This window comes from Streptomyces sp. NPDC017246, from assembly GCF_044331325.1.
In the GTDB taxonomy this organism is placed as follows: domain Bacteria; phylum Actinomycetota; class Actinomycetes; order Streptomycetales; family Streptomycetaceae; genus Streptomyces.
On sequence record NZ_JBIRMW010000001.1, the window covers coordinates 117,463 to 130,620 of the forward strand.

The 13,158-nt window shown below is 73.0% G+C and carries 12 protein-coding genes; 9 read left to right on the forward strand and 3 right to left on the reverse strand.

Going from position 1 to position 13,158, the window contains the following annotated elements; translation table 11 throughout:
- Positions 1-11: 11 nt before the first annotated feature.
- The 6 genes from ACH4MY_RS00570 to ACH4MY_RS00595 all read left to right on the forward strand — a co-directional run bounded on the left by ACH4MY_RS00570 (position 12) and on the right by ACH4MY_RS00595 (position 6,517).
- Positions 12-1,262, forward strand: a complete 1,251-nt coding sequence (locus tag ACH4MY_RS00570; protein WP_397995470.1) for a prenyltransferase/squalene oxidase repeat-containing protein — start codon at positions 12-14, stop codon at positions 1,260-1,262.
- Positions 1,259-1,933: an SCO2322 family protein gene (locus ACH4MY_RS00575; RefSeq protein WP_397995473.1), complete on the forward strand. Its 675-nt coding sequence runs from the start codon at positions 1,259-1,261 to the stop codon at positions 1,931-1,933. The genes ACH4MY_RS00570 and ACH4MY_RS00575 overlap by 4 nt, the downstream gene beginning before the upstream one ends.
- A gap of 141 nt (positions 1,934-2,074) precedes the next feature.
- Positions 2,075-3,178, forward strand: a complete 1,104-nt coding sequence (locus ACH4MY_RS00580; RefSeq protein WP_397995476.1) for an energy-coupling factor transporter transmembrane component T — start codon at positions 2,075-2,077, stop codon at positions 3,176-3,178.
- Entirely contained in the window at positions 3,175-4,962 is a 1,788-nt protein-coding gene (locus tag ACH4MY_RS00585) for an ABC transporter ATP-binding protein (RefSeq protein WP_397995478.1), read from the forward strand. Before ACH4MY_RS00580 ends, ACH4MY_RS00585 begins: the two co-directional genes overlap by 4 nt.
- Positions 4,959-5,831 carry an ECF transporter S component gene (locus ACH4MY_RS00590; RefSeq protein ID WP_397995481.1) on the forward strand — a complete coding sequence of 291 codons (873 nt, stop codon included), beginning with the start codon at positions 4,959-4,961 and terminating at the stop codon, positions 5,829-5,831. The genes ACH4MY_RS00585 and ACH4MY_RS00590 overlap by 4 nt, the downstream gene beginning before the upstream one ends.
- 284 nt (positions 5,832-6,115) lie before the next feature.
- Positions 6,116-6,517, forward strand: a complete 402-nt coding sequence (locus ACH4MY_RS00595; RefSeq protein ID WP_397995484.1) for a transglycosylase SLT domain-containing protein — start codon at positions 6,116-6,118, stop codon at positions 6,515-6,517.
- Positions 6,518-6,697: 180 nt separating this feature from the next.
- Here the strand turns inward: ACH4MY_RS00595 and ACH4MY_RS00600 are convergent, their stop codons facing one another.
- A complete protein-coding gene (locus ACH4MY_RS00600; protein WP_397995487.1) occupies positions 6,698-7,867 on the reverse strand; it encodes a steroid 3-ketoacyl-CoA thiolase in 1,170 nt (389 codons plus the stop codon).
- A gap of 251 nt (positions 7,868-8,118) precedes the next feature.
- Here ACH4MY_RS00600 and ACH4MY_RS00605 point away from each other — a divergent pair, with 251 nt between their 5' ends.
- From ACH4MY_RS00605 to ACH4MY_RS00615, 3 genes are all read left to right on the forward strand, one after another.
- A complete protein-coding gene (locus ACH4MY_RS00605) occupies positions 8,119-9,366 on the forward strand; it encodes a cytochrome P450 (RefSeq protein WP_397995490.1) in 1,248 nt (415 codons plus the stop codon).
- Between the two features lie 134 nt (positions 9,367-9,500).
- Positions 9,501-10,598 (forward strand): DUF2330 domain-containing protein, encoded by a 1,098-nt coding sequence (locus tag ACH4MY_RS00610; protein WP_397997328.1) that lies wholly within the window; start codon positions 9,501-9,503, stop codon positions 10,596-10,598.
- Positions 10,595-11,263, forward strand: coding sequence for an O-methyltransferase (locus ACH4MY_RS00615; protein WP_397995492.1), 669 nt, complete (start codon positions 10,595-10,597; stop codon positions 11,261-11,263). Before ACH4MY_RS00610 ends, ACH4MY_RS00615 begins: the two co-directional genes overlap by 4 nt.
- A 27-nt stretch (positions 11,264-11,290) precedes the next feature.
- Here ACH4MY_RS00615 and ACH4MY_RS00620 read toward each other — a convergent pair whose 3' ends face one another.
- Both ACH4MY_RS00620 and ACH4MY_RS00625 read right to left on the reverse strand, forming a co-directional pair.
- Positions 11,291-11,944, reverse strand: a complete 654-nt coding sequence (locus tag ACH4MY_RS00620) for a hypothetical protein (RefSeq protein WP_397995495.1) — start codon at positions 11,942-11,944, stop codon at positions 11,291-11,293.
- 51 nt (positions 11,945-11,995) lie between these two features.
- Positions 11,996-13,150 carry a serpin family protein gene (locus ACH4MY_RS00625; RefSeq protein ID WP_397995497.1) on the reverse strand — a complete coding sequence of 385 codons (1,155 nt, stop codon included), beginning with the start codon at positions 13,148-13,150 and terminating at the stop codon, positions 11,996-11,998.
- Between the last annotated feature and the right edge of the window lie 8 nt (positions 13,151-13,158).

A 13,158-nucleotide genomic window follows, 5' to 3' on the forward strand; every position in this document is an offset into this window, starting at 1 on the left:
GAGAGGGCCCCATGAACACCGTCCGCCGCGGCGCAGCCGCGCTCGCCGCCGCCACCGTCCTGCTCGGCACCGGAGCAGCCGGAGCGGCCACCGCCGCGCCCTCCCCGTCGCCGTCGGCCGTCACGATCCCGCCCGGTCTGTACGGCACGAAGGACCCGACGTACGACGGTGTCTGGCGTCAGTCGCTCGCCTTCCTCGCCCAGCGTGCCACCGGCTACCAGCCCGCCGACCAGTCCGTGGACTGGCTGCTCGGCCAGCAGTGCGAGGACGGCTCGTTCAGCTCGTACCGCGCCGACGCCACGAAGCCCTGCGACGCGAAGACCATGCGGGACACCAACGCCACCGCCCTCGCCGTGCAGGCGCTCGGCTCGGTCCGCCGCCAGGCCACCGACCCCGAGCAGATCGACAAGGCCGTCAAGGCGGGCGCCGGCTGGCTGCGGAACGTACAGAACAAGGACGGCGGCTGGGGCTACAGCTCCGGCGGCGCCAGCGACGCCAACTCCACCTCGGTCGTCGTCGGCGCGCTCGCCGCGACGAGCGTGAAGCCCGGCTCGTTCACCTCCGCCGAGGGCCGTACGCCCTACGACGCGCTCCTCACCTTCGCACTGCCCTGCTCCGACAAGGCCGGCGCGGGCTCCTTCGCGTACCAGCCGGACAAGACCGGCAAGCTGCTCGCGAACGCCGACGCCACCGCCGCCGCCACCCTCGCCGGGCTCGGCAAGAGCATCGTCGCCACCAAGGCCTCCCCCGAGCAACCGCCGGCCTGCACCGACCTGTCGAAGCCGACGGTCGAGCGGGCCGCGCTCAACGGCGCCTCGTACCTGGCGAAGGCCCTCGCGAAGACCGGCCACCTGACCCTGCCCCCGATGCCGGGTGCCACCGACACGACCGAGCAGCCCGACATCGGCAACACCGCCGACGCCGTCGTCGCGCTCGCCGCGTCCGGTGCCGCGAAGGAGGCGAAGCCCGCCCTGGAGTGGCTGGAGAAGAACTCCGCCGCCTGGGCGAAGGAGAGCGGACCGGCGGCGTACGCACAGCTGATCCTGGCCGCCCGCGCGACGGACACCGACCCCCGCGAGTTCGGCACGGCGGACCTGGTGGAGCAGCTCAACGCCACCGGTCCCGCGCCCAAGACCCCGGACACCTCGGCCTCCTCGACGAGTGACGACGACGAGTCGGGCTTCGACGTGTGGTGGATCATCGGGATCGGCATGGTGGTCGGCGTCGGCATCGGCTTCCTCGTGAGCGGCCGCAAGAAGTGACCGCGGCGGCGAGGAACGGCGCCCGGCTCGCGGGCGCCGCGGCCGGGGCGCTGCTCACCCTGACCGCCGTCGCGGCCGCTCCCGCGCAGGCCGCGGGCTACCGCTACTGGTCGTTCTGGGAGAGCGACGGCGGAAAGCCCTGGGCGTACGCCACCCAGGGGCCGGCGACCGCCCGCCCCGCCGACGGCGACGCGATCGGCTTCCGCTTCGCGATCAGCAACGGCACGGACGACACCTCGCTGCCCTCCGCCGCCCCCGACTTCGCGAGGATCTGCGGAGGCGTGGAGAAGAAGGACGGCACCAAGCGGGTCGCGGTCGTCGTCGACTTCGGCGGCCCCGCGGACGCGCCGCCCGGCGACACCCCGCCGGAGAAGCCGGTCAAGGCCGGCTGCGCGCAGGTCCGCGAGGACGCGACGAGCGCGGAGGCGCTCGCCACGGTGGCGAAGCCGCTGCGGTACGACAGCGCCGCCATGCTGTGCGGGATCGCCGGCTACCCGGCGCGGGGCTGCGGCGAGCAGGTCGCGGAGAACGCCCCGGCGTCGGCGGCGCCCACCGCGCCGGCCTCGGCCGGCGAGCACGGCGGGGGCCCGTCGCTGGGCGTGCTCGTCGGCGGGGCGGCCGTCCTGGCCCTGGGCGGGGCGGCGGTCTGGAAGGCCCGCCGTCGCGGATGAGCCCCGTATGACCCGCACCTCTTGTACGGCCCGCGGCTCCCGTGCGTCCGGTACCTCTTCTATGGCCCGCGTCTCCCGCGCGGCCCATGCAGCCCGTACCTCCCGTACCTCCCGTACGACGAGTCCCGCAGGACGCCGCTGATGCCGCCCGCCGTTCTCCGCGCCCCGGAGGCGAGCCGGGCCAATGCCCTGCACGCCGGTGCCTGGTGGCTGTGGGCGCTCGGCCTGGCCGTCGCCGCCTCCCGCACCACCAACCCGCTCCTGCTCGGTCTGCTCGTCGGAGTGGCCGGTTACGTCGTGGCGGCCCGCCGTACGGACGCGCCCTGGGCCCGTTCGTACGGCGCCTTCGTGAAGCTCGGCCTGTTCGTCGTCTTCCTGCGGGTCGTCTTCTCGCTGCTGCTCGGCTCCCCGATCCCCGGCACGCACGAGCTGTTCACCCTGCCCGAGGTGCCGCTGCCCGACTGGGCGCAGGGGGTACGGATCGGTGGGCGGGTGACGGCCGAACAACTGGTGTTCGCGGTGTACGACGGTCTCAAGCTGGCGACCCTGCTGATCTGCGTCGGCGCGGCGAACGCCCTGGCCAACCCGGCGCGGCTGCTCAAGTCGCTGCCGGGCGCGCTGTACGAGGCCGGGGTCGCCGTCGTCGTCGCCATGACCTTCGCGCCGAACATGGTCGCGGACGTGGTCCGGCTGCGGACCGCCCGACGCCTGCGCGGCCGCCCCACCGGCGGGGTGCGGGCGGTGCTCCAGATCGGCCTGCCCGTCCTGGAGGGCGCCCTCGAACGGTCGATCGCGGTCGCGGCCTCGATGGACGCGCGCGGGTACGGGCGGACGGCACAGGTCCCCGCCGCCGTCCGACGCACCACGAATCTGCTGACCCTGGGCGGTCTGCTCGGGATCTGCGCCGGTTCGTACGGGCTGCTCGCGGCGGAGGGCGCGGGGTACGGGCTGCCGCTGCTGGGCGCCGGGCTCCTCGCCGCCATGGCCGGGCTGCGGCTCGGCGGGCGGCGGACCGTCCGCACCCGGTACCGGCCGGACCGCTGGGGGGTCCGGGCCTGGCTGGTCGCGGGCTCCGGAGTGACGGTCGCGGTCCTGATGATCTGGGCGAACACGTACGCGCCGGAGGCTCTGCACCCCGGGGTCGTCCCCCTGGAGGCGCCGCAGCTCCCGCTCTGGCCGGCCCTGTCGATCCTGGTGGGCCTGGTGCCCGCGTTCGTGGCCCCCGTTCCCAAGGAGAACGCGTGATCCGCTTCGAGAACGTCTCGGTGACCTACGAGGGGGCCGACGAGCAGCACCAGCCCACCCTGCGCGATGTGCACCTCACCGTCCCCGAGGGCGAGCTGGTGCTGCTCGTCGGCCCCTCGGGCGTCGGCAAGTCGACCCTCCTCGGCGCGGTCTCCGGCCTCGTCCCCCACTTCACCGGCGGCACCCTGAACGGCCGGGTCACGGTCGACGGCCGCGACACCCGCACGCATCCGCCGCGCGAGCTCGCGGACCTGGTCGGCACCGTCGGTCAGGACCCGTCCGCGCACTTCGTCACCGACACGGTCGAGGACGAGCTGGCGTACGGGATGGAGTCCCTGGGCCTCGCGCCGGGCGTCATGCGGCGCCGCGTCGAGGAGACCCTCGACCTCCTGGGCCTCGCCGAACTCCGCGACCGCCCGATCGCCACGCTCTCCGGCGGCCAGCGCCAGCGTGTCGCGATCGGCTCCGTCCTGACCCCGCACCCGAAGGTCCTCGTCCTCGACGAGCCGACCTCGGCGCTGGACCCGTCGGCGGCGGAGGACGTCCTCGCGGTCCTCCAGCGGCTGGTCCACGACCTGGGGACGACGGTGCTGCTCGCGGAGCACCGCCTGGAGCGGGTGGTGCAGTACGCGGACCAGGTGCTGCTGCTGCCGGAGGGTGTGATGGGCTCCCCCGCCGAGATCATGGCCGTCTCACCGGTGCATCCGCCGGTGGTGGGTCTCGGGCGGCTCGCCGGGTGGGAGCCGCTGCCGCTGACGGTGCGGGACGCGCGGAGGCGGGCGGGCTCGCTGAAGGAGCGGCTCGCGGGGCGGGTCCCCGCGGGATCGCCGAAGGCACGGCTTGAGGGGCAGGTCCCCGCGGGATCGCCGAAGGCGCCGCCTGAGGGCCAGGTCCCCGCGGGTCCGGACCTTTCGGACCGTCCGGCGTTCGAGGACCGGGGTCCGGGGCGGATTCCCGGGTCCGGGAAGGCGTGGCGCGGGGGAATCAACCCCTTCAAGCGCCGCCGCACCGAAACACCGGCACCCCCTGCCCCCGCCCCCCTCGCGCTCGTCGACGCCCTCGCCGTCCGCCGCGGCCGCGTCGAAGCCCTCCGCCGTATCGACCTGACCGTCACCCCGGGCGAGACCATCGCGCTCATGGGCCGCAACGGCGCCGGCAAGTCCACCCTCCTCTCCACCCTCGTCGGCATGATCGCCCCGACCTCCGGCACCGTCCACGTCGCGGGCCGCGCCCCGCACACCACCGCCCCGCGCGAGCTGATCCGCCAGGTCGGTCTGGTCCCGCAGGAGCCCCGTGACCTGCTGTACGCGGACACCGTCGCCGCCGAGTGCGCGGCGGCGGACACGGACGCGGGCGTGGCGCCCGGGACCTGCCGGGCGCTGGTGTCCGAGCTGCTGCCGGGTGTCGCGGACGGCATTCACCCCCGGGACCTGTCCGAGGGACAGCGGCTGGCGCTCGCGCTCGCCGTGGTGCTGACCGGCCGCCCGCCCCTGCTCCTCCTGGACGAACCGACCCGCGGCCTGGACTACGCGGCGAAGGCCCGGCTGGTCGCCCACCTCCGGGCCCTCGCGGCGGACGGGCACGCGATCGTGCTCGCCACGCACGACGTGGAGCTGGCGGCGGAGCTGGCGCACCGGGTGGTGATCATCGCGGACGGCGAGGTGGTCGCGGACGGGCCGACGGCCGAGGTGGTCGTCTCCTCCCCCGCGTTCTCGCCGCAGGTGGCGAAGATCCTCGCCCCGCAGCCCTGGCTCACGGTCGAACAGGTGGAGGAGGCGCTGTGAGTACGGCGAGTTCCCGCCCGGTCCGGCTGGGCCCGCGTTCCGTGACCGCGCTCGTCCTGGTCTCCGTGACCGGATCGATCGCCTTCTGCTGGCCCCTCTTCGCGGACGCCGGCTCCGCCGTGACGTCGCACGCCGGTGACGCCCCGTGGCTGTTCGCCGCGCTGCTGCCGCTCCTGGTCGCGGTGGTCGTGGCGACGATCGCCGACTGCGGGATGGACGCCAAGGCGGTGGCGATGCTGGGGGTGCTCGCCGCCGTGGGCGCGGCCCTGCGGCCGCTGGGGGCGGGGACGGCCGGCCTGGAGCCGATGTTCTTCCTGATGGTGCTGAGCGGCCGGGTCCTCGGGCCGGGCTTCGGTTTCGTCCTCGGGGCGGTGACGATGTTCGCGTCGGCCCTGCTCACGGGCGGTGTGGGGCCCTGGATGCCGTTCCAGATGCTGTCGATGGGCTGGTTCACGATGGGGGCCGGGCTGCTGCCGGGGCCGAGCGGGCTGCGGGGCCGGGCCGAGCTGCTGATGCTCTCGGCGTACGGGTTCGTGGCGGCGTTCGCGTACGGCACGATCATGAATCTCCAGGGCTGGGTGCTGCTCCAGGGCCTGAGCAGCGGGATCTCGTTCCAGCCGGGTGCCCCTCTCGACGAGAACCTGGTCCGTTTCCTCGCCTATGTCGTCGCCACCTCCCTCGGCTGGGACCTCGGCCGCGCCGTTCTCACCGTCGTCCTCACCCTCACCGTCGGCGGCACGCTCCTGAAGGCGCTTCGACGGGCCACGCGGCGGGCGAACTTCGAGGCCCAGGTCACATTCGAGGGGTCCGAGAGGGCCTCCACGGGTGAGGCGCCCCACAGGACCCACGTCACGTACGACGTGGAATAGTAGCCGGGCGGTACCCGCCCAAACCGCCCACAACAGGGCATGACCTGCGGAAACCTCTCACACCCGCCCCCGGGGCCTTCCCCTCGGGTCCGAACCTTCCTCGTACAGGGGGTCGTTGCATCGGCGTTCCGGCCCTGGTTGTCTGGTGGACGTCGCCAGGCAGCCGGTGCTCACCACAGCGCCTCGGTCGGCCGGTTCCCCCAGTTTCCGGGTCTCCCGGGCTCTGGTTCCGGCTTGCCGAAAACGCCTGACACGCCCTTTGTCCCCGACGTTAGGTCGAAACCTTGATCCGCTCGCTCACCACTCGTGTCGTCGCCCGCAAGAAGTCCCTCGCCGGCACCGCAGCCGTCCTGCTGGCCGCTTCGGGAGCGGTGCTCGGCACGACGGGCTCGGCGTCCGCCGCCAGCCCGCAGGACCTTGCTCGTAAGATCGTGCCTGCTTCGCAGTACGCGTCCTTCAGCAAGATCGTCGAGCACGAGTCGCACTGGAACCACACCGCGACCAACTCCTCCAGTGGCGCGTACGGCCTGGTCCAGGCCCTGCCGGCCTCGAAGATGTCCTCGGCCGGTTCCGACTGGAAGACGAACCCCGCCACCCAGATCAAGTGGGGTCTCGACTACATGAACGAGCGCTACGGCTCCCCGAACGCCGCTTGGGCGTTCTGGCAGGCCAACGGCTGGTACTAAGAGTCACCGCCGCACAGCGCACCCGCAAGGCCCCGCCTCCCGTCAGGGAGGGCGGGGCCTGCGGCGTTTCCGGGACCGTGGAGGCCGAGACGAAGACGGCCCGGGTGGGCGGACCCGCGGCGCCTTCCGGCACCGCGGAGGCCGAGACGACCACGGCCCGGGCGGGCGGGGACGGGGCGGCTACAGCCGCTGAATGATCGTCCCGGTCGCCACGGCACCGCCCGCACACATCGTGATCAGCGCGAACTCCTTGTCACCGCGCTCCAGCTCGTGCAGGGCGGTGGCGATCAGCCGTGCCCCGGTGGCCCCCACGGGGTGGCCGAGGGCGATGGCTCCGCCGTTGACGTTCACCTTCTCCAGGTCCTGGTCGAAGACCTGCGCCCAGCTCAGCACCACCGACGCGAAGGCCTCGTTGATCTCGACGAGGTCGATGTCCCTGAGCGACATCCCGGCCTTGCCGAGGACGGCCCGGGTGGCGTCGACCGGTCCGTCGAGGTGGAAGTGCGGGTCGGCGCCGACCAGGGCCTGGGCGACGATCCGGGCGCGGGGCTTGAGCTTGAGGGCGCGGGCCATGCGCTTGGAGGCCCACATGATGGCGGCGGCGCCGTCGGAGATCTGGGAGGAGTTCCCGGCGGTGTGGACGGCGGTCGGCATGACGGGCTTGAGCCGGGCGAGGCCCTCCATGGTGGTGTCGCGCAGGCCTTCGTCCCGGTCGACGAGCCGCCACATGCCCTGTCCGGCGGCCTGCTCCTCCTCGGTGGTGGGAACCTGGACGGCGAAGGTCTCGCGCTTGAAGCGCTCCTCGGCCCAGGCGTTCGCGGCCCGTTCCTGGGAGAGCAGGCCGAGGGAGTCGACGCGTTCGCGGGTGAGGCCGCGGTGGCGGGCGATGCGCTCGGCGGCCTCGAACTGGTTGGGCAGGTCGACGTTCCACTCGTCGGGGAAGGGCTTTCCGGGGCCGTGCTTGGATCCGGAGCCGAGCGGAACGCGGGACATGGCCTCGACGCCGCAGCTGATCCCGATGTCGATGACCCCGGCGGCGACCATGTTGGCGACCATGTGGCTGGCCTGCTGCGAGGAGCCGCACTGACAGTCGACGGTGGTGGCGGCCGTCTCGTAGGGGAGGCCCATGGTGAGCCAGGCGGTGCGCGCCGGGTTCATGGACTGTTCGCCGGCGTGGGTGACCGTGCCGCCGACGATCTGTTCGACGCAGTCGGCGTGGATGCCGGTGCGGCCGAGGAGTTCTCGGTAGGTCTCGCCCAGGAGGTAGGCGGGGTGGAGGTTGGCGAGCGCGCCTCCGCGCTTGCCGATGGGGGTGCGTACGGCTTCGACGATGACGGGTTCCGCGGCCATGAGCTCGTCCTCTCCTCGACCGGACGGGGCGTCCCGGCATCCCGTCGGTCGGCGTCACGGGGGAACTAGTACGCGTTCTAGTTCTGAGTGCAGTCTTATGACTGCTACCGCGGGTACGCAAGGGTCCGGGAGGCAACAGTTCCCGTTCCGCCCCTTGCTACTTGTAGAACTCGTTACTAACTTTCCCGGCAACTCCTGACGGCCCATCAGATCCTTTTGTCGGATCCCCTCAGATGCGGAGTGTGTTGCCGATGCCCTGCCCCCATCTCCCCGAAGGGTTCGACGCCACCGACCCCGATCTGCTCCGCGACCGCATCCCCTTCCCGGAGTTCGCCCGGCTGCGGCAGACCGCGCCCGTGTGGTGGTGTCCCCAGCAGCCCGGCGTCACGGGCTTCGCCGACGGCGGGTACTGGGCCGTCACGCGCCACGCGGACGTCAGATACGTCTCCACCCACCCGGAGTTGTTCTCCTCGAACGAGAACACGGCCGTCATCCGCTTCAACGAGCACATCACCCGGGACCAGATCGAGGTCCAGAAACTGATCATGCTCAACATGGACCCGCCCGAGCACACCCGGGTCCGCCAGATCGTCCAGCGCGGCTTCACCCCCCGGGCGATCCGGAACCTGGAGACCGCCCTGCGCGACCGCGCCCACGCCATCGTCGCCGAGGCCAAGCACGGCGCGGACGCGGACGGCACCTTCGACTTCGTCACCCGGGTCGCCGTCGAACTCCCCCTCCAGGCCATCGCCGAACTCATCGGCGTCCCCCAGGGCGACCGCTCCCGGATCTTCGACTGGTCGAACAAGATGGTCGCCTACGACGACCCCGAGTACGCCATCACCGAGGAGATCGGCGCCGAGGCCGCCATGGAACTCATCGGCTACTCGATGAACATGGCCGCCGCCCGCAAGGAATGCCCGGCCTCCGACATCGTCAGCCAGCTCGTCGCCGCCGAGGGCCAGGGCAACCTCTCCTCCGACGAGTTCGGCTTCTTCGTCCTGCTGCTCGCCGTCGCCGGCAACGAGACCACCCGCAACGCCATCAGCCACGGCATGCACGCCTTCCTCACCCACCCCGACGAGTGGGAACTCTTCAAGCGGGAACGGCCGGCGACCACCGCCGAGGAGATCGTGCGCTGGGCGACCCCCGTGGTCTCCTTCCAGCGGACCGCGACCCAGGACACCGAAATCGGCGGCCAGAAGATCGCCAAGGGCGACCGGGTCGGCCTCTTCTACTCCTCCGCCAACAACGACCCCGAGGTCTTCACCGACCCCGAACGCTTCGACATCACCCGCGACCCCAACCCGCACCTCGGCTTCGGCGGCGGCGGACCCCACTTCTGCCTGGGCAAGTCCCTCGCCATCAAGGAGATCGAGCTGATCTTCAACGCGCTCGCGGACGCCCTGCCCGACCTCACCCTCGTGGGCGAGCCGCGCCGGCTGCGGGCGGCCTGGCTGAACGGCGTGAAGGAACTCCGGGTCCGCGCCTCGGCGTGAACCGGCGCGAGCCCCGCCCGGACCACGCCGCACTCCCGCCCCGGCTCCCTCCCCCGCTCCCTCTCCCTCTCCCTCTCCCTCGCACCGTCCCCCGTATGCGGAACCGGAACCTCACCCCGTACGTCCCACCCCGCATGCGGGGGACACACAGAATTCTGACCACCATCGTCGCGCTGCTCGCGCTCCAGCTCGGCTCGCTCGTCGCACCGGCGTACGCCTGCGGCTGCGGCGCCATGATCCCGAGCAAGGACCAGCGCATCGGCGTCGACCGCGAGGAGTCGGCCGTCCGCTGGGACGGGCGGACCGAGACCGTCGTCATGCGCTTCAGCGTCCACGGCGACGCCCGGCACGCCGCCTGGATCATGCCGGTGCCGAGCCGCGCCGACGTCACCCTCGGGGACCCCGAGCTCTTCGACGCGCTCGAACGGCTCACCGAGCCCGAGCAGCGCGACCGCTTCCACTTCTGGCCGCGCGAGGGCGACTGGCCCTTCGACCTCGACCACGGGGACGCGGCGGGGGCACCGGCCCCCGGCCGGGGCGGTGTCGGGGTCGTCGGCCGTGAGCGGCTCGGCCCCTTCGACGTGGCCCGGCTGACCGCCACCGACCCCGCGGCCCTCGGCGACTGGCTGCGCACCCACGGCTTCGAGCTGCCCGAACGGCTGACGGGCGCGCTCCAGCCGTATGTCGACCGGAAGTGGGAGTACGTCGCCGTCCGCCTCGCTCCCCAGGAGAAGGACGCCGTCCTCCAGGGCGAGCTGACCCCGCTGCGCATCACCTTCGGCTCACCCGAACTCGTCTACCCCATGCGGCTCTCCCGGCTCGCGGCGACCTCCCAGAGCCTCGGCCTCTACATCCTGGCCGAGCACCGCATGGAACCCCGCTCCCCCATCGGCGGCGACCGGCCCGAGGTCACCTTCGCCGGGCGGATCGAGCGCCCCGAGGGCGCCGTCGCCGGGCTCGCCGGAGAGCGGCCCGTCCATCTGACGGTCCTTGAACAGGAGTTCCCGCACCCGGAGCGGATCGACGACGACCACCATCTGCGGAACGTCGCCGACACCCCGTACCGCCGGGTCGAGTACACCGACCGGCTGCTGACCGTGGGCGACGGGATCCCCGTCTGGCTGCTGACGGTCGGCGGCGGGCTGCTGCTCGGCGCCCTCGCGACGCTCCTGGCCGTACGGGCCTCAAGGCGCCGCCCGGAGACCGGCCCCGGTGTACGTTCGGCCGTATGACGAACCCTCAGTGGACCGCAGTCGACGCCTACTTCACCGAGACCATCGCCCCGGCCGACGAGGCGCTCACCGCGGCGCTCGCCGACTCCGCGGCGGCCGGACTGCCCGAGATCGCCGTCGCCCCCAACCAGGGCAAACTGCTCCACCTGCTCGCCCGGATGCAGGGCGCGCGGAACATCCTGGAGATCGGCACCCTCGGCGGCTACAGCACGATCTGGCTGGCCCGCGCCCTGCCCACCGACGGCCGGCTGATCACCCTCGAATACGACCCGGCGCACGCGGACGTCGCCCGCGCCAACCTCGCCCGCGCCGGCCTGGACAAGATCGTCGAGGTCCGTACGGGCGCGGCCCTGGACAGCCTGCCGCTGCTGGAGGCGGAGGGCGCGGGCCCCTTCGACCTCGTCTTCATCGACGCCGACAAGGTCAACAACCCGCGCTATGTGGAGTGGGCCCTGAAGCTCTCCCGCCCCGGCACCGTGATCATCGTCGACAACGTGGTGCGCGGCGGGAGGATCACCACCCCGCAGCCGGACGACCCGGCGATCACCGGCACCCGCGAGCTGTTCGAGCTGGTCGCCGCCGAACCCCGTCTGGACGCCACGGCCGTCCAGACGGTCGGCACGAAGGGCTACGACGGCCTGCTGCTCGCCCGCGTGATCGGCTGACCGGGCTGACGCGCCGGGGGCCGGCCGTCAGCGGTAGTCGTCGGGGTGGCCCTGCATCCAGGTGTTGATCTTGTCGCGGGTGCCGAGGAGCAGGGGCTGGTGCTTCTTCAGGTTCTCGAAGGACCGGTCGCCACCGAGCTCCGTGTCGAGCTTCGCGATGAGCCTGAGGGGCTCGGGGAAGTGGCCGGGCCCCTTGGCGTCCGCCTTCATGGCCCGGTCCAGACGGTGGAGTTCGTCGTAGACCCGCCCGAGGAAGTACGCGCAGTCGCTCGGGGTGCACGAGTCGTTCAGGGTCGCCTGAAGTCCCGCGAAGGCGTCACGGACCAGGGAGACCGGCTCCGAGTCGGTCTCCGAGGGCGTGGCGCCCGGGGTCGCGGGCGCGGGCGCGGTCGTACCGGCCCCGGTCGGAGCGTCGGTGGCGGTCGGTTCCGCGGTCGCATCCGCTGTGGCGGTCGCGGTGACGGTGGCTCCCGAGCTGCCCGTCGAGCCGGCCGACCGGTCGTCGCCCTTGTCGGACGCGCCGCAGGAGACGCTGAGCGCACCGAGAAGGAGGACGGCGACGGCCACGCCCCGCACCCGGGCCATGGGCGCGGACCCGGGCGTCGACTCGGACGTGGCCGAGGACGTGAACGCGGACATGGACGTGGACATGGACATGGACGCGGCCTTGGACCTGAACATGGGACCCCCGTGATCGTCGGTTCAGCCGACCCTATCCACACACCCGGCCCGTCAGGAGCCGGGCGCGCTCTGCCGCCAGCCCGCGAAGAGCGGCACCTCGCCCGACGCGTCGAGCACGACCACGCCGAACGGACGGTCGTAGGCGACCCGTTCCACCACCCGGCGGCGAGGCGCGGCCGCGCTGCGGCTCATCGTCACCTGCGTGACGGCAGCCGCCTCGACCCCCTCCTCCGCCACCTCGACCATGACCTCCTGCACCACCTTGGAGATGAAGAGATCCGCCGCGGAGAGGCCCGAGAAGTCGGCCCCGGGGCGCAGCGCCCCGGTGACCCCGAGCGCCGTCAGAGCCCCGTCGACCTCGGACCTCGTACGGAGGGAGAAACGCGGCAGGGTGAGGTCGGCCGAGTCGGCCGCGAGCGGCTTCCGCGCCGCCGGTCCCGCCCAGGCGGCGGGCAGCACCCCGGCCGGCCCGGTGCCCTCCGGGCCGAGCACGAACCGCACCCGAGGGGCCTCGTCGCCCGCGCAGGGCAGCTCCACGACGGTGACCCCGGCCACCGACCAGACCCAGGAGGCGGGGATCAGCCTCCGCATGGTCGGTACGGGCCGGGTGTCGCCGCAGCCGTCGGTGAAGGGCTCGTCGCGGGTGAGGTGCGCGGGGAAGGCGGTCGACCAGGAGGCCTTCAGGGCGAGGGCGTTGAGCAGGACCAGGTCCTCGGAGCCGTCCAGATCGAGCGGCAGGCCGTCGATCCGGCCGCCGGTGGCCTCCCGTACCCAGTCGTCGAGTTCGTCCTGGGCGTCGGGGACCTCACCGAGGGACATGTCGTCCGTCGCTCCGAACACCTCGTCGGGCAGCGCGAACAGGACCGCCCCCGGCAGCACGCCGAACCGCACACCGGGCAGCCCGCGCCGGAAGCCGCCGAGCACCGGCACCCGGCTCCACACGCCCGTCGCCGACACCACCCCGTCCGTCGCCCCGAGCCGGCGCCCGGCGACGGTCACCGCCTCGGCGGCCGCCTCCCCGTCGACCCCGAGCAGCTCCCGCAGCTCCCCGGCCGTCCGGCCGCGCGCCCCGGACGCCACGGCGGCGAGCGCCAGCCACAGCCCCACCGGGGAGCAGACGAAGTCGTCGTCGCCCAGACAGGGCAGCCAGCGCGCCGCGAGGGTCTGTACCGCGGCCGCCTCGAAGGCGGCGGGACCGGGAGTCATATCCTGCC